The sequence below is a fragment of the Burkholderia sp. MBR-1 genome (assembly GCF_013822785.1).
GTDB classification, from domain to species: domain Bacteria; phylum Pseudomonadota; class Gammaproteobacteria; order Burkholderiales; family Burkholderiaceae; genus Burkholderia; species Burkholderia vietnamiensis.
Genome location: NZ_CP053611.1, coordinates 545,385 through 562,475 on the forward strand (window position 1 = coordinate 545,385; position 17,091 = coordinate 562,475).

The 17,091-nt window shown below is 69.4% G+C and carries 13 protein-coding genes; 5 read left to right on the plus strand and 8 right to left on the minus strand.

Annotated elements, in window-relative coordinates:
• Positions 1-214 precede the first annotated feature (214 nt).
• Positions 215-1,960, plus strand: a complete 1,746-nt coding sequence (locus MBR110_RS26965; RefSeq protein WP_060043673.1) for a cholesterol oxidase substrate-binding domain-containing protein — start codon at positions 215-217, stop codon at positions 1,958-1,960.
• 242 nt (positions 1,961-2,202) lie between these two features.
• Here MBR110_RS26965 and MBR110_RS26970 read toward each other — a convergent pair whose 3' ends face one another.
• The 5 genes from MBR110_RS26970 to MBR110_RS26990 form a co-directional block, all read right to left on the minus strand.
• Complete coding sequence (locus tag MBR110_RS26970) at positions 2,203-2,568, minus strand: hypothetical protein (protein ID WP_059463975.1); 366 nt, start codon at positions 2,566-2,568, stop codon at positions 2,203-2,205.
• 22 nt (positions 2,569-2,590) lie between these two features.
• On the minus strand, positions 2,591-3,043 hold the full coding sequence (locus MBR110_RS26975) for a DoxX family protein (protein ID WP_046428113.1): 453 nt from the start codon (positions 3,041-3,043) through the stop codon (positions 2,591-2,593).
• 1 nt (position 3,044) lies between these two features.
• Positions 3,045-4,934 (minus strand): amidohydrolase, encoded by a 1,890-nt coding sequence (locus MBR110_RS26980; RefSeq protein ID WP_014725962.1) that lies wholly within the window; start codon positions 4,932-4,934, stop codon positions 3,045-3,047.
• A 19-nt stretch (positions 4,935-4,953) separates the two neighbouring features.
• Entirely contained in the window at positions 4,954-5,121 is a 168-nt protein-coding gene (locus MBR110_RS26985) for a DUF1427 family protein (RefSeq protein ID WP_014725963.1), read from the minus strand.
• A gap of 165 nt (positions 5,122-5,286) precedes the next feature.
• Positions 5,287-5,973, minus strand: coding sequence for a hydrolase (locus MBR110_RS26990; protein WP_014725964.1), 687 nt, complete (start codon positions 5,971-5,973; stop codon positions 5,287-5,289).
• Positions 5,974-6,280: 307 nt separating this feature from the next.
• On the opposite strand from MBR110_RS26990, the gene MBR110_RS26995 reads away from it, so the two are divergent.
• On the plus strand, positions 6,281-6,547 hold the full coding sequence (locus MBR110_RS26995) for a XapX domain-containing protein (RefSeq protein WP_181709790.1): 267 nt from the start codon (positions 6,281-6,283) through the stop codon (positions 6,545-6,547).
• Between the two features lie 318 nt (positions 6,548-6,865).
• On the opposite strand, the gene MBR110_RS27000 is transcribed toward MBR110_RS26995, so the two are convergent.
• On the minus strand, positions 6,866-7,900 hold the full coding sequence (locus MBR110_RS27000; RefSeq protein ID WP_034193907.1) for an AraC family transcriptional regulator: 1,035 nt from the start codon (positions 7,898-7,900) through the stop codon (positions 6,866-6,868).
• Between the two features lie 141 nt (positions 7,901-8,041).
• Between MBR110_RS27000 and MBR110_RS27005 the strand changes: the two genes are divergently transcribed.
• The 3 genes from MBR110_RS27005 to MBR110_RS27015 are packed head-to-tail and all read left to right on the plus strand — an operon-like array spanning position 8,042 to position 13,635.
• Positions 8,042-9,463 (plus strand): coniferyl aldehyde dehydrogenase, encoded by a 1,422-nt coding sequence (locus MBR110_RS27005; RefSeq protein WP_014725968.1) that lies wholly within the window; start codon positions 8,042-8,044, stop codon positions 9,461-9,463.
• A gap of 25 nt (positions 9,464-9,488) precedes the next feature.
• Complete coding sequence (locus tag MBR110_RS27010) at positions 9,489-11,198, plus strand: GMC family oxidoreductase (protein ID WP_034193909.1); 1,710 nt, start codon at positions 9,489-9,491, stop codon at positions 11,196-11,198.
• Complete coding sequence (locus MBR110_RS27015) at positions 11,185-13,635, plus strand: flavin-containing monooxygenase (RefSeq protein WP_181709791.1); 2,451 nt, start codon at positions 11,185-11,187, stop codon at positions 13,633-13,635. Before MBR110_RS27010 ends, MBR110_RS27015 begins: the two co-directional genes overlap by 14 nt.
• An 81-nt stretch (positions 13,636-13,716) precedes the next feature.
• Here the strand turns inward: MBR110_RS27015 and MBR110_RS27020 are convergent, their stop codons facing one another.
• Together MBR110_RS27020 and MBR110_RS27025 are read right to left on the minus strand one after the other, a co-directional pair.
• Positions 13,717-14,889 (minus strand): porin, encoded by a 1,173-nt coding sequence (locus MBR110_RS27020; protein WP_059894400.1) that lies wholly within the window; start codon positions 14,887-14,889, stop codon positions 13,717-13,719.
• A complete protein-coding gene (locus MBR110_RS27025) occupies positions 14,886-17,075 on the minus strand; it encodes an FUSC family protein (RefSeq protein ID WP_176154191.1) in 2,190 nt (729 codons plus the stop codon). The genes MBR110_RS27020 and MBR110_RS27025 overlap by 4 nt, the downstream gene beginning before the upstream one ends.
• Positions 17,076-17,091: the final 16 nt, after the last annotated feature.

The window sequence follows — 17,091 nt, forward strand, 5'->3', positions numbered from 1 at the left end:
GAAATACCGATATTCCCTCGGCCGAAGGATCGGTCGACGGCTCGTTGCAAAAGTCGTCCGAAAAATACTCGTTTCTCTCGTTGAACGCCCGTGACGATGCGCGCTCGCGCCACCTCGTGCGCGCATCACACGCGCTTGAAGTGCCACACCCGCCTCAACGCATCGATTGCCGTTTCTCCAATCACAAAACGCATCCGAATAACTGGAGCACACGATGAATCAAGACTTCCGAGACGAACCCGCGCGCCGATCCTTCCTGGCCGACATGGCGAAGCTGGCGGCGGCCGGCGTCGTCGCCGGCTGGACCCCGCTCTATCAGATCGCCGCGCACGCGCAGTCGGCCGGCGCGACGCCGCCCGGCTTTCCGGCCGACGTGCCGCTTTACAAGCAGGCGTTCCAGAACTGGAGCGGCGAAGTTGCCGTGCAAGACGTGTGGACGGCCGCGCCGCGCTCGGCCGATGACGTCGTCGCGATCGTCAACTGGGCGCGCGCGAACGGCTACCGCGTCCGACCGCGCGGCTACATGCACAACTGGTCGCCGTTGACGCTGGATCCGGGCGCCGGCGCCGCCAATGTCGTGCTGCTCGACACGACGAAGTCGCTGACGACCGTATCCGTCGACACGTCGGCGCGTCCGGCGCGCGTCACCGCGCAAACGGGCGTGTCGCTGGAGAGCTTGCTCGCGACGCTCGAGCAATATGGCCTCGGCGTGATCGCCGCGCCTGCGCCCGGCGACATCACGCTCGGCGGCGCGCTCGCGATCGACGCGCACGGCACCGCGGTGCCGGCCACCGGCGAAACGCTGCAGCCGGGCCATAGCTATGGGTCGCTGAGCAATCTCGTCGTCGCGCTGACGGCGGTCGTGTTCGATTCGGCGCGGCAGCAATACGCGCTGCGCCGGTTCGAGCGCAACGATCCCGAGATCGGCGCGTTCCTTGCGCATCTCGGGATGGCCTTCGTCGTCGACGTCACGCTGATCGCCGGGCCCAACCAGCGGCTGCGCTGCCAGAGCTTCGTCGACATTCCGGCTTCGGAGTTGTTCGCACCGGCCGGCACGGCCGGCCGCACGATCTCATCGTTGCTCGACCGCTCGGGCCGGATCGAAGCGATCTGGTTTCCGTTCACGAGCGCCCCGTGGCTCAAGGTCTGGACGCCGACGCCCAGCAAGCCGTTGTTGTCGCGCACCGTCACGCAGCCGTACAACTATCCGTTCTCCGATTCGATCTCGCAGTCGATCTCGGATCTCGTGAAGCGGATCGTGATCGGCGGCGAAGCCTCGTTGACGCCGCTGTTCGGCCAGACGCAGTTCGCGGTGACGGCCGCCGGCCTCGCGCTCACGCTCAGTGCGGACCTCTGGGGCTGGTCGCGCACGGTGCTTCAGTACATCCGGCCGACGACGCTGCGCGTGACCGCGAACGGCTACGCCGTACTGGCGCGGCGCGCCGACGTGCAGCGCGTGATCGGCGAGTTCGTGCAGTTCTATCAGAACCGCATCGACGCGTACAAGGCACGCAACGAATATCCGATCAACGGCCCAGTCGAGATCCGCATCACCGGCCTCGACCAGCCGGCCGACGTCGGCGCTGCAGCGGTGGCGCCGACGCTGTCCGCGCTCACGCCGCGCCCCGATCACCGGGAATGGGACGTCGCCGTCTGGTTCGACATTCTGACGTTGCCCGGCACGCCCGGCGCCGACCGCTTCTATCGCGAGATCGAGCAATGGATGCTGGCCAACTACACGGGTTCGTATGCGATGCTGCGCCCCGAATGGTCGAAGGGCTGGGGCTACACCGACACCGCGGCCTGGCAGGACGGCACCATGCTGTCCGTCACGATCCCGCGCCTGTATCGCGACGGCCAATCAACGACAAGCAACTGGGACGCCGCGCGAGCGACGCTCGCGCGCTACGACCCGCAGCGGATCTTTCGCGCACCGCTGCACGACCGGTTGATGCCGTAGCGAACCGTGCGACTGCGGGCTCGCTCGATGCAACGGAGCCGATGCCGATAGCGGCGCGCGAGCCGGGCCTGTTCGGCGCATAGAGGACGGCCGGTCCGGTGCGCCGCGAGGTGACGACTCGGCGCGCGGCCCGCGGCCGTCTGCGCGTGTCCGAGCGGCCTCGCAGCCCGCTGTAAAAATCGACGCAGCGGCGATCGCGCCGATGCCCAGGCTTGCGTCGTTCGACCGATTCGGTTCGCTCGTCACGGTGTCGCGCACACGCGCCGTGAATCGTCGGCGGGACGATCGCGCGTCGCGTCGTTCGCGCACTTGACGAGGTTCGTAAGCGGAATCGAAGCGATGGGAAAGATTGCGGACGACGAACCGACGTTGCGCGGGCGCGTTACATGCGCTGCATCGATGAACGCAGCATGTACCGTACCGCGGATACGGCGAGCGCCGGGCGATACGCAACCTGCGCGTACCGCCCGGCGTCGCCCGTTCCGACGGCTGCTTGCTTCGCCTTCGATCAGCCGATCGATCAGCGTGTGGGCACAGACGCCCTGTGTCGTCACGCCAACTTCGGCTGCCGCACGCTTGCTCGTTCCGAAATCGGCGTTGCCGCGCATGCTCGCCGCGGCGGCCGCATCTTCATCGAACGGGCGCGTCGGCGTCGGCCTGGCGGCGCGTATTGCCGAGCACGGCGACGAGCACCAGCCCGCCGATCAGCCCGAGATGCTCGAAGAACGCGTTGAGCGCCATGAAGCGCGCGGCGCCCGACATGTTCCAGAAGTCGGCGGCCACCAGCATCGCGACGAGCGTCAACACGCCGAGGCCACCGGCGCCGAGCCACGTGAAGCGCCGGGACAACACGCACAGCGGCCCGCCGATCTCGACCACGATCGCCATCGCGGCCCAGACGGGCCCGGGATGCAGGCCGAAGTGCGCCTGCTCCGCGGCAGCTGCATTGAAGTCGAGCAGCTTGTAAATGCCCGCGATCAGATACGCGGACACCAGCGCGGCGCGCGCGACCGGCAGCACCCACCGCTGCGACAGCAGTGCGCCGACCCAGGCCGGACAGTCGTAAGCCGCACGTGCCGTCATCTCAGATCGCCCAGCACGAGCATCCAAACGCGCCCCAGAAGCCCTTCGCGTCGGACGTCGGCAACGCGCTGCCCCATGCGCCCGCGTGCGCATGCTGGTGAACGTTGCATTCGTTCGCGCAGCCGCACATCGCGGCGGCCGCCGCGCGTTGCAGCGGCGCACCGGCGCGCTGCGTCGCGCCCCAGCCGCCGTAGCCGCCGAACTCGCGCACCGGCGACCAGTCGGGCATCGCCGGCGGGATCGGCGCGTCGTGCGACTCGAACGGCCCCGCGCCCCAGACGATCTTGCCGTCGACCACCGTCAGCAACGCAGTCGTGGCGGCGATATCGTCCTCCGCGCACGCGAAGAAATCGCGATCCGGGACCACGAGGTCGGCAAGCTGCCCCACCGCGATGCGCCCTTTCTTGCCTTCTTCGTTCGAGAACCACGTCACGTACTCGGTCCACATCCGCAGTGCGGTTTCGCGATCGAGCAGGTTGCGCTGCGGATACATCCTGAGGCCGCCGACCGTCTTGCCCGTCACGAGCCACGCGAGCGATACCCACGGGTTGTACGACGCCACGCGCGTCGCGTCGGTGCCGGCCGACACCTTCAGCCCCTTGCCGAGCATCTTCGCGACCGGCGGCGTCGCCTCGGCGGCTTGCGCGCCGTAGCGCTCGACGAAGTATTCGCCCTGATACGCCATCCGGTGCTGCACCGCGATGCCGCCGCCGAGCGCGGCGATCCGGTCCATCGATTTCTCGGTGATGGTTTCCGCGTGATCGAAGAACCAGTTCAGCCCTTCGAGCGGGATGTCCTTGTTGACCTTCTCGAACACGTCGAGCGCGCGGCTGATCGTTTCGTCATAGGTCGCGTGCATGCGCCACGGCCAGCGGTTCTCCGCGAGCACGCGCACGACGCCTTCGAGGTCGTCCTCCATCTGCGCGGGCAGGTCCGGGCGCGCCACGCGGAAATCTTCGAAGTCGGCCGCGGAAAACGCCAGCATCTCGCCGGCGCCGTTGTTGCGGAAGTAGTCGGTTCCGTCGTGATACTTGACGCTCTTGGTCCAGTTCACGAAGTCTTCCTTCTCGGCGTTCGGCTTCTGCGTGAACAGGTTGTACGCGATGCGGATCGTCATCTCGCCGGCGTCGTGCAGCTTGCGGATCACCTCGTAGTCTTCCGGGTAATTCTGCGAGCCGCCGCCCGCGTCGATCACGCCCGTGACGCCCAGCCGGTTCAGTTCGCGCATGAAATGGCGCGTCGAATTGTATTGATACTCGAACGGCAGCTTCGGCCCCTTCGCGAGCGTCGCGTAGAGGATCGTCGCGTTCGGGTTCGCGAGCAGCAGGCCGGTCGGGTTGCCGGCGGCATCGCGCAGGATGGTGCCGCCCGGCGGCTCCGGCGTGTCCTTCGTATAGCCGACGACACGCAGCGCCGCCGCGTTCAGCAGCGCACGATCGTACAGGTGCAGGATGAACACCGGCGTGTCCGGCGCGACTGCATTGAGTTCGTCGATCGTCGGCAGGCGCTTCTCGACGAACTGATGCTCGGTGAAGCCGCCGACCACGCGCACCCACTGCGGCGCGGGCGTCACGGCCACCTGGCGCTTGAGCATCTCCATCGCGACGGCGAGCGACGGCACGCCGTCCCAGCGCAGCTCCATGTTGTAGTTCAGTCCGCCACGAATCACGTGGCAGTGGTTGTCGATCAGGCCGGGCAGCACGCCGCGGCCGCCGAGATCGACCACCTTCGTCGCGCGGCCCGCGAGCGGCATCACGTCCGCGTCGCTGCCGACGGCGACGAAGCGGCCGGCGGCAATCGCGACCGCGGTCGCGATGGGGTTCGCGCGGTCGAGGGTCGTGAATCGCCCGTTATGCAGGATCAGATCCGGTTGGGTCACGGTTGCGGTCATGTGCATCACCTCTTGATGATCAGAAGCCAAACAGCTGTTTGACGGTGGGCAAGGCCTGCACGCCGATCAGCATGCCGAGCAACCCGACCAGCGCAATCAGCGGCGGTGCGGGAGAGCGAACCTTGATGGCGCTGTAAATCACACCGATCAGCAGGCCCGCACCAAGGGAAACCAGATAAGGTTCCATGCGATAAATCTCCCGGAGAATGTCGAACGCGGCGGCGGTGTGCCGGCCCGCATGCCGCGCGCGGCATGCGTGACGCGCTCACGTGCGCCCGCGCGGCAATGGCCGCTGCGGCGGGTTCGCATGGAACCCGCCGCAGCGGCCGCGACGGTCGTAGCCCGTCTGCGCTTACTTCGCCGGAACCGGCGGGATCGACTCGTGCGGCGTCGCGGTGCGCGGCGCGGTCTTGTGGACCATCGTGTACGCGTAGTCGACGCCCATCCCGTACGCGCCCGAATGCTCCTTGGCGATCGCCATCACCGCGTCATACGTTTCGCGGCGCGCCCAGTCGCGTTGCCATTCGAGCAGCACCTGCTGCCACGTGACCGGCACCACGCCGGCCTGCACCATGCGCTGCATCGCGACGTCGTGCGCGGCTTGCGACGTGCCGCCCGATGCGTCGGACACCATGTAGATTTCGTAGTCGCCTTCGAGCATCGCGCACAGCGCGAAGGTCGTGTTGCAGACTTCGGTCCACAGGCCCGACACGACCACCTTCTTGCGGCCGTTGGCGGCCAGTGCGTCGCGCACTTTCTGGTCGTCCCACGAGTTCATCGACGTGCGTTCGAGCGTCTTCTGGTTCGGGAACACGTCGAGCAGTTCCGGATACGTGTGGCCCGAGAAGCTGTCGCTTTCGACGGTCGTGATCGTGGTCGGGATGTTGAAGACCTTCGCGGCCTTCGCGAGGCCGACGACGTTGTTCTTCAGCGTCTGGCGATCGATCGATTGCACGCCGAACGCCATCTGCGGCTGCTGGTCGATGAAGATCAGCTGGCTGTTGTGCGGAGTCAGTACTTCAAGCTTCGGGTTGCTCATGGCGATGATGTCCTTTGACGCGGAGAAATGTGAGGCTTGCCCCGCCGACGAATCTGCGAGGCGTCCGATGCGTTGTGTCGAGCGGTTCGACAGTCAACGCGCACCATTTCAGCGGCAAGCAGCCGACTACGCCAGTTAATCGTTCTGATTATCTCGACCAGCGATATTCAGGCTTAAAAGATCTGAATTTCAATGAAAGCACATGGGATGAACGCGAAGACCTGATAGGCTGATTCGAGACTTTCGGATCGCCGCCGAACCGGTCGCGATCGCCATTTCAACACGCTGTCCGTCACGTTCCATTGCCATGAAACCGTACGTTGCTTCACTTCTCGCCGGCATTCTCGCCGGCATCGTCTACGCGCTGATCGGCGTGCCGTCTCCGGCGCCGCCCACCATCGCGCTGGCCGGCTTGCTGGGCATTCTGGTGGGCGAACAGATTCTTCCCGTCGCGCGGCGGATGATCGGCGGCATTCGGCTCGGGACCGCCTGGCGCGAGGCGAAGTGCAGTCAGCACATGTTCGGTGCGCTGCCGGGCGGTCATGCGGCGGATGCTGGGGCGAAGCGCGATTGATGGCAGGACAGCCGGCTTGCGTGAGATCCCGGCGAGGTCTGCAAACGGCCGTCGGATTTGGACGTGAGGCGTTGCCGCATGCGGCTCTGAGCGGAGAGCCCGCCGGCTTTTGCACGAGACGGACGATTGACGATTGACGCGCCTCGACGGTGTCGCGGCGCACACCGTCACGACGTCACGTTCTGCACGCCAAGCTCGCCAAGCAAGCAGCCGGCTGCTTGCCCATCCCAACAGCAGCGCAACCGCTGGGCATTCGCCGGCACCACCGTCGAACCACCTGTCGGCGAGCGATCGACGAATCCGCGCACGCCGCCCCCCTCATCCCCCCGCCCCACCGCCTCCCCGCACCCCGCTCCGATAAGCCCCCGGCGGCACCCCATACCAGCGCTTGAACGCCTGCGAAAAGCTCGATAAATCGCTGAAGCCGAGCCGTTCGGCCACTTCGGTCAGCGGCAGATGCGCGTCGCCGAGCAGCGCCTCGGCCATCGCGCCGCGGGCCTCGGCCAGCAGCGTACGGAACGTCGTGCCCTCCTCCTGCAGCCGGCGCTTCAGCGTGCGCGGGCTCGTGTTCATCAGCCGTGCGATGTCGTCGAGCGAAAACGGCACGTTGCCGGGCGTCGCGGTCAGATACTGCCGCACCATCTCCGCCGTGCCGATCCGGGCACGCCGCGCATCGAGCAGATGCGCGCACATCTGCTCGCACATCGAAACGGTCAGCGGATTCGCATGCGGCAATGGACGGTCCAGAAACGTGCGATCGAACCCGAGGCTGTTCGCCCGCGCGCCGAATACCGGTTCGATGCCGGCAATGCGCGGCGCGGCGCCACTCGGCGCGCTCGCCGCCTGCATCGTGAAGCGCGACAACCTGAAATCGCCGCCGCCAATTTCCTGCAGCAGCACGGCAGCGGCCGCCATGTCGCGCTCGACGAGGAAACGGCTCAGATCGGCCTCGAGCTCCGGCGCACCGAAATTCAGCACGCCCGTATGCGGCTCCTCGCGGTACGTGATCACCGTGTACGCATACGTGAGCGGTAGAAAGCGCATCGCGAGCGCCAGCGCGTCGCGCGCGGTCGCGCTCGCGATCAGCCCATAGCCCCACACGCCGTACGCGGAGAAGTGATAGCGCTGCCCGACCTCGAACCCGAGGCCCGGCGCACGCCCGAGCGCGCGCACCAGGTTGCCGGTCAGCCGCAGTTCCTGCGCGGCCGTCACCTCGGCATTGGGATCGTCGAGCTGCGCGTCGGCGAGGCCCGTGCCGGCCAGCAGCCTTGCATGCGGCACGCCCCGTTCGTCGCCGAAATCGACCAGCAGCCGTGCGCTGGCCGGACTCCGGGTGAAGTCCCAGAAGCTCATGCGGAGAAACCCTCGAAGCGCCGATTTGGCCCAAATACTAAAACAATTGTCCCGAACCAGCATTGGTGTTTTCCCATGCGGCCCGCACCATCGGCGTCATCAGTCGTCGCCCGAACGACGCCAACACCCGGAGGAGACACCATGCGACCGAGTCGCCCACCCGAGCTCGCCGCCCGCTTCGAACGCCAGCGCGCCGCCTATGCGCGCGATCCCGCGCCGCCGCTCGCGATCCGCCTGTCGCGGCTTGACCGTCTGCGTGCGCTGCTCGATACGCATGAAGCCGCGCTCGTGCAGGCGATCGACGCCGATTTCGGCGGACGCTCCGCGCACGAGACGCGGCTCGCCGAACTGTTCGTGGTCCGTAGCGGCCTGCGCCATGCGCGCGCGCACCTGCGGCAGTGGATGCGCGAGCGCCGCGTGCCGACCGCCGCGCATTTCCGGCCGGGCTACAACCGGATCGCGCCGCAACCGCGCGGTGTCGTCGGCGTGATGGCGCCGTGGAACTATCCGCTGCAGCTCGCGCTCGGGCCGGCGGTCGCCGCGCTCGCCGCCGGCAACCGCGTGCTGGTCAAGCCGTCCGACCTGACGCCGCGGCTGTCGGCCCTGCTCGAATCGCTCGTCGCCGACGCGTTCGATGTGGACGAACTCGCCGTCGTCACCGGCGACGTCGACACCGCGAAGGCGTTCGCGCGCCTGCCGTTCGACCATCTGTTCTTCACCGGCTCGACCGCGGTCGGGCGCGACGTCGCGCAGGCCGCGGCCGCGAACCTGACGCCGGTCACGCTGGAACTGGGCGGCAAGTCGCCGGCGATCGTCGACCCGTCGTGCGATCTGGCGCACGCGGCCGCGCGCATCGCGTTCGGCAAGCTGCTCAACGCCGGCCAGACCTGCATCGCGCCCGACTATCTGCTGGTGCCGGCCGGCACCGCCGAGACCGTCGCGGCACGCGTGGCGGACGCGATCGCGCATCACTACCCGACGCTCGCCGCCAATCCCGACTACACGTCGATCATCGCCGCCACGCATCGCGACCGCCTCGCGGCGCTCGTCGACGACGCGCGCGCCGGCGGCGCACGCGTGCGCGAAGTGAACCCGGCAGGCGAACGCTTCGCTGCCGGCTCGCGCAAGTTCGCGCCGACCCTCGTGCTGGACGCGCGCGACACGATGCGCGTGATGCGCGAGGAGATCTTCGGCCCGGTGCTGCCGATCGTCGAATACGCGGATCTCGACGATGCGATCGACCGCGTGAACCGCGGCCCGCGCCCGCTCGCGCTGTACTGGTTCGGCCGCGACGCCGCGCGGCGCGATCGCGTGCTGCGCGAGACGGCGTCGGGCGGCGTCACGGTGAACGACTGCCTGTGGCATCTCGCGCAGGAGCACCAGCCGTTCGGCGGCGTCGGCGCGAGCGGCATCGGCGCCTATCACGGCAAATGGGGCTTCGATACGTTCAGCCACCACAAGCCCGTGTTCCATCAGGCGCGCCGCAGCGGCACCGCGCTGTTCCATCCGCCGTACGGCAAGACCTTCGATCTGCTGCTGCGCGTGCTGACGCGCTTCGCGTGACCATCGACCACTGGGAGACGATTCCATGAGCAGGACTTTCGACTACATCGTCGTCGGCGGCGGTTCGGGCGGCTGCGTCGCCGCGGGACGGCTGACCGAGGACCCTTCCGTGACCGTCTGCGTGCTGGAGGCCGGCGGCCGCGGCGACGACGCGCTCGTCAACGTGCCGACCGGCGCGGTCGCGATGCTGCCGACGCGCGTGAACAACTGGGCGTTCGACACCGTGCCGCAGCCGGGGCTCGGCGGACGCATCGGCTACCAGCCGCGCGGCAAGGCGCTCGGCGGCTCGTCCGCGATCAACGCGATGGTGTACGTCCGCGGCCATCGCGTCGACTACGACGGCTGGGCCGCGCTCGGCAACGAAGGCTGGGCCTACGACGACGTGCTGCCGTACTTCCGGCTCAGCGAACACAACGAACGCTTCGACGACGCGTTTCACGGCCGCGACGGCCCGCTGTGGGTCAGCGACCTGCGTACCGGCAACCCGTTCCATGCGCGCTATCTCGAAGCGGCGCGACAGGCCGGGCTGCCGCTCACCGACGACTTCAACGGCGCGCAGCAGGAAGGCATCGGCCTCTACCAGGTCACGCAGAAGCACGGCGAGCGATGGAGTGCGGCGCGCGCGTATCTGCTGCCGCACGTCGGCCGCCGCGACAACCTGAGCGTCGAGACGCACGCGCAGGTGCTGCGCATCCTGTTCGACGGGACGCGCGCAACGGGCGTCGAGGTGCGGCAGCACGGCGAGGTGCGCACCTTGCGGGCCCGGCGCGAGGTCGTGCTCGCGGCCGGCGCGCTGCAGACGCCGCAACTGCTGATGCTGTCGGGCGTCGGCCCGGCCGACGAACTGCAGCGGCTCGGCATTCCGGTGCGCGTCGCTCTGCCGGGCGTCGGCCGCAACCTGCAGGACCATCCGGACTTCGTCCTCGGCTACCGCACCCGCGGCGTCGACACGATGGGCGTGTCCGCGCGCGGCGCGCTGCGCCTGCTGCGCGAATTCGCGCGCTTTCGGCGCGAGCGGCGCGGCATGCTGACGTCCAATTTCGCCGAAGGCGGCGGCTTCCTGACGACCCGCGCCGGCCTCGCCGCGCCCGACATCCAGCTGCACTTCGTGGTCGCGCTGGTCGACGATCATGCGCGCCGGCACCATGCCGGCCACGGGCTGTCGTGCCACGTGTGCCTGCTGCGCCCGCGCAGCCGCGGCACGGTCACGCTGCACAGCGCCGATCCGCTCGCGGCGCCGCGCATCGATCCGGCGTTCTTCGCCGATCCGCGCGACCTCGACGACATGGTCGCCGGCTTCCGGCTCACGCGCCGTTTGATGGAAGCGCCGGCGCTGGCCGACTGGACCACGCGCGACGTGTTCACCGCCAACGTGAGCACCGACGACGAGATCCGCGACGTATTGCGGCGCCGCACCGATACCGTCTATCACCCGGTCGGCACCTGCCGGATGGGACGCGACGCGCTCGCCGTCGTCGATCCGCAACTGCGCGTGCATGGCGTCGACGGGCTGCGCATCGTCGATGCGTCGGTGATGCCGACGCTGATCGGTGGCAATACCAATGCGCCGACGATCATGATCGCCGAGAAGGCGGTCGACCTGATCCGCGGCGTGCGCCGCGTGCCCGCGCGGCCGTCCATCGACACCGCATCCGAAACCGCCGCCCCATCGTGCCCGTCCTGCACCTCGGACGCGGCCCACCACCCGGAGGAAAACCGTCATGTCGTCGCCTGAAACGTCACGTCCCGCCGAAGCGAGCGCACCGCTCGCGGCCATCATCATCGGCGCCGGCTTCGCCGGCATCGGCATGGCTGTCGCGCTGCAACGCGCCGGCATACACGACTTCGTGATCGTCGAGCGTTCGCACGACGTCGGCGGCGTGTGGCGCGACAACCGCTACCCCGGCGCCGCATGCGACGTGCCTTCGCATCTGTACTCGTTCTCGTTCGAGCCGAACGCGAACTGGTCGCGCGTGTTCGCACCGCAACCGGAGATTCATGCGTACCTGCAGCATTGCGCGCGCAAGTACGGGCTGGCACGCCATCTGCGCTTCGGCGCCGAGGTCGAGCAGGCACGCTATGACGAAGCCGGTGCGTTGTGGCGCGTCGCGCTCGCCGACGGCACGACGCTCAGCGCCGCCGTGCTGATCAGCGGCACCGGCCAGTTGAGCCGGCCGGCGCTGCCCAAACTGCCCGGCATCGATACGTTCCGCGGCCGCGCGTTCCACTCCGCGCAATGGGATCGCGACTATCCGCTCGCGGGCAAGCGCGTGGCGGTAGTGGGCACCGGCGCATCGGCGATCCAGTTCGTGCCGGCGATCGCCGGCGACGTCGCGCGGCTGCTCGTGTTCCAGCGTTCGCCGGCCTACGTGCTGCCGCGCCCGGATCGACCGTATCGCCGCTGGGAACGCACGCTGTTTCGCCGCTTGCCGGGGGCGATGAAGCTGCATCGCGCGTCGATCTACCTGCGTTACGAATCGCGCGCGATCGCCTTCACGCGGCTGCACGGGCTGATGGACTTCGCGGTCGGCCGGCCGTTCCGGAAGCTGCTCGCACGCGACGTGCGCGACCCTGCGCTGCGCAGCAAGCTCACGCCCGACTATCCGATCGGCTGCAAGCGGATCCTGCTGTCGAGCGACTACCTCGCCGCGCTCGGACGCGACAACGTCGAGCTCGTCACGCGGGGCATCCGCCGCGTGACCGAAACGGGCATCGAGACCGACGACGGCGTTCACCATCAAGTCGATGCGATCGTCTACGGCACCGGTTTTGCCGCGACCGAATTCCTGTCGCCGATGCGCATCACCGGTCGCGACGGGCTCGACCTGAACGACGCGTGGCGGCGCGGCGCGCAGGCGTATCTGGGCGTCACCGTGCCGGGCTTTCCGAACTTCTTCATGCTGTACGGCCCGAACACGAACCTCGGCCACAACTCGATCGTCTACATGCTCGAAAGCCAGATCGCGCACGTGATGCGCTGCCTCCGCGCGATGCAGCGCGACGGCGCGAGCGCGATCGACGTCGACCCGCGCCGCTACCGCCGCTACAACGCGCACGTGCAACAACGGCTCGAAGGCTCGGTGTGGAGCGGCTGCAAGAGCTGGTACGTCGACGCGTCGGGCCACAACAGCACGAACTGGCCCGGCTTCACGCTCAGCTACCGCTGGATCACGCGCTTCACCGGCCTGTCCGCTTATCGCTTCTCGCGACCGCTGGCCGGCGACACCGCGCCGACACAGGCGGTCGTCGTCGCGCCGCCTGCCGGGCGCGTGGAAGCGCTGGCCGCAGCGTCGTTGCGCGGTTTCCTGCGCGCTGCGTTCCGGCCGCTGATCGGGCCGCCGTTCGGCGCGCGCGTGCAGCGCCGCGTCGTCGCGATGCTGTCGCCGCTGATGCCCGGCGCGGGCGGCACGCTGCGCTACCGGACGGCTGCCGCCGGCGTGCCGGTCGAAGTGATCGCGCCGAAACGTGGCGACGCCGGCGGCGCGATCCTCTACCTGCATGGCGGCGCCTTCTGCGTCGGCAGCCCGCGCACGCATCGCAGCGTGACGACGCGCCTCGCGGCCGAAGCCGGGCTGCCGGTGTGGGCGCCCGACTACCGGCTCGCGCCCAAGCATCCGAGCCCGGCGGCCGTCGACGACGCGCTGGCCGCGTACGACGCGTTGCGCGCGCAGGGCTACGCGCCGCACCGCATCGTGATCGCCGGCGATTCGGCCGGCGGCGCGCTCGCACTGGCGCTCGCCATAGCGCTGCGCGAGCGCGGCGAGCCGGCCGCGGCCGCGCTGCTGCTGATCTCGCCCGTGACCGACGCGGCGCTCGGCGGCGCCACGCTCGCCTCGCGCCGCCACGACGATCCGATGATCCGCCGCGGCTGGCTCGAACAGGGGCTGCGCTGGTATCACGGCGCGGGCGCGGGCGCGTCGCGCGGCCCGCTCGACGCCGACCTGCGCGGGCTGCCGCCGATGCTGGTGCAGGTCGGCGATCAGGAGGTGCTGCTGTCGGACGCCCAACGGCTCGCCGCGCATGCGCGCGCATGCGGCGTGCCGTGCCGGCTCGAGATTCATGCCGCGCGCTGGCATGTGTTTCATCTGCAGGCGTTCTATCTGCAATCGGCGCGCGACGCGTTGCGGACGCTGGCCGGATTCGCCGCGCAGCGCGTTGCCGCGCCGGTGTAGTGTTGCTTGCTGCGGCGATGCTTGACGAGCCTGGCGGTCGTACGCGGCTGCCAGAGCACGCCCACCGCGCCCGCATGCGCGTCAAAACCGATGCCGGATCCCGACCGCCATCACCAACTGGTTCGCGCCGGATGCGCGCGAGAAATTCGAGATCTGCGCGCCGGCAATGCCCGTTCCGGCCAGTCCGTTCGCATGCTGGAACAGCGCTTCCGTATAAACGTCGGTGCGCGGCGACAGCGCATCGATCGCGATGACGCCCGCTTGCTGCCATCGCGGCCGCGCCGCGCCCGCCGCACCGTCGAACGACGCGACGGTGAACACGTAGTCGGCCGCGACGGTCCATTTGCGCGTCAGCGCGTAGCGCGCGTTGATCTCCGCGTTGTGGAACGTGATGTTCGCGCCGTGCAGCACGATCGGCGCATCGGCGACGTTGTTGATCGACGTGACCGCATCGAGCCGCGTGCGCGTCGCGATCGCGGACACCCGCAGCCGGTCCCACGTGTAAGCGGCCGCCGCGCTGACGGTGCGCTGCCGCGCCGCGTTGAACGGCGCGCCGGCCGGCTCCGCGCCGTCGGCATTGGCGGGCGGCAGATTGCCTTCTCGGTCGAATGCGAGGTAGCTCGCGCCGGCCGAAAACGGCCCGTGCTCGTAGGTGACCGCGAACGCGTAGCCGCGGTTGTCGCCGAAGCCGCCGGCCTCGTTCGAAAATCCGTACGTCGCGCCGAACCGGAAGCCGCCGAGCAGCGGGCTCGTGTACTTCACCGAGTTGTTGGTGCGCGTGTAGTTCGCGAGATTGTCGTTGTCGAACGGATGCGCGAACGCGACGCCGCCGAACGGCGTGCCGGCCAATGCAAACGGCTGAACGAGTTGCAGCGTCGAATCGAACTGGCGGCCGACCGTCACCGTGCCGTACCTGCCGGACGCGAGCCCCACGTAAGACTGGAAGCCGAACAGCCGCCCTTGCTGCCCGAGCGCACCGTTGGTGACCGCAAAACCCGTCGCGAGCAGAAACAACGCGTTCAGATCGGCGCCGAGCGGCTCGTTGCCGGAGAGCGTCAAGCGGCTCACGTTGGCGTCGCCGGATTTCGCCTGGAACGCGTGCGCGTCGCCGCGGTGGCTGCCGATGTCGTCGACGAACGCGATCCCGCCGTCGATCAGGCCGGAAATCGCGACCGTGCCCTGCGCACGCGCGACGGCCGGAATGAACAGCGCGACGATGCAGCCGCGCACGGCGGCCCGAATCCGTGGGTTCATACGCGCTGCCGCGATGCGCTCGACGGCTTGCCGGACGCCGCTTCCGCGCGGCGCAACGGCGCGCGCTGCACGGCCGAGATGCGCGAACGCAGCGCATGGACGATCCACGCACGCTCGGCCACTTCCCGCTGAATTTCGCGCGCGTGGCCTGACGCGCGATCGCCGTCGCGCGGGCTTTCCGGCCGCGTCGCGTGCGCGTGCGCGTGCGCCGGCGCGGCGTCGGCGATCAGGCGCGCGGCGTCGCGCGCGGCGGCGGCAATCGTCGCCCGGTCCAGCGCGTCGAGCGTATCGTCGAGATACTCGACCGGCGCGAGCGCGCCGACCAGCGCCTTCATCTGCTGCATCGCGACGGTTGCGCTCGCGGTGCGCGGGTCGGACGCAATCGACTCGAAGCGCGTCGCCGCGATGGTCGCATCGAGCCGATCGATCGCAACGCACGCCTGGCGGCGCAGCACGGTCAGCGATTCGCGGCGCGCACGCGCGTGCGCGGGCGCGTCGTCGCCGACCGCGCGCAGGTAGGTCGCGGTGGCCGCCATCGCGAGATCGGCCACCTCGCCGATCCGGTGATGCTCGCGGTCCGGCCACGCGAGCAGGCTGATGACCACGCCGACCAGCACCCCGGCAAAACTGTTGCCGACCCGCAGCGCGGCCAGCATCCATGACGGCCCGATCGGCGTCCCGAGATGCGCGACCAGAATGAAATGCGACGTCAGGAACAGGATGTACGACACGTAGCTCACGCTGCGCGTCGCGAGCGTGCCGGTGGCGAGCGGCAGCACCGCCAGCGCCAGCAGCAGCGGATCGTGAACCAGCAGCGACACGGCCGACGCGAGCACCGCGCCGAGCAGCGTGCCGCCGATGCGCAGCCCGGACAGCTTCACCGTCTGCGACAGCGTCGGCTGCATGATGAACATCGTCGTCAGCGCGAGCCAGTATCCCTGCTGCACGCCCGAGATGCGCGCGAGCGCGACGGCGATCATCGCGGCCACGGCAAGACGCGACGCATATCGATGAAACGGATTCGGCGCGACGATCTCGCGGCGCAGCGCGGCGAGCCGGCCCGCGCCGCGCGCGGGCTTGCCCGGTGCCGGCGCGGTGAGCGCCGCAGGAACGGTCGCGGTAGAAGGCGACTCCACCGCCGGATGAAGCAGCACTACCGCGTATCGCGCGATCAGCGTTTCGCACGCGCGCAACCACGTCAGCCCCGCGTCGTCGCGATGCGCAACGCGAAACTCGGCGACGCGCCCCGCGAGCGTCGCGCGGAGTTCGGCGAGGTCGTTCGCGAGCGACTGCGCCGCGTCGGCGGCCGCGCCGTCGCGGCCAACGGCGCGCGGACACGCTTCCACGAGCCGCGCCAGTTGCGCGAGCACCGGCGCGAGCAGCGCGGCGGCTTCGCGCCGTTCGCCGACGCCGGCCGCGGCGATGTGCGACTCGAGGCCGGCGAGCAACGCCATCGCGCGTTCCGCATCGGCGCGCCACTTGGCGGACAGCGGCGGAAGACCGCCGCGCGGGTGCATCGACACGGCGATCATCGCGTCGAGGCGCGCGCGCAATGCCGCGCGGCCGCGCTCGAGCGAGGCGGAATCGCCGTTCGCGGCCCGTGCGAGCCGTTCGACGAAGTTCGCCATCGCATGCAGGAACGCCATCGTCGCCATCCGCGCGCGTGCGCTGCCGTCGGTCTGCCACAGGACGATGCCGGCCAGCGTCGCCCAGACGCTGCCGCCGAAGTAGAACAGCGCGTACTGCACGGCCGACGCGCCGCCATGGACCGGAAAGCATGCAGAGACGGCGCATGCGGTCGCGGTCAGAATGCCGCGCGTGCCGGCCGCGCCGCCCCACTTGCGCGCCGACGCGCCCAGATACGCGACGGCCCCGACGATGACGATCGACAGCGGCGGCAGCGCATGCGTCGCGATCGCGCTGGCGGACGCCAGGCCGCCCAGCATCCCGAACGACAGGCCGGTGGCGAGGCGGCCGGCGGCCGGGCGCTCGGACTCGTCGGCGAGGCAGGTCCAGAACGCGGCGATCGCGGACCAGCACAGCATCGGCATATGCAGCCGCGCCGCGGCGACGGCCGGCACGACACAGATCAGCCCGCCGCGCAGCGCTTCGGCGAGCGGCAGGTAGTGTCCGCCGAGATTGACGAAGCGCCGCAATCGGTCGCGAGCGGTTGAGACTAGACCCATCGTCGATCCTGCGCGC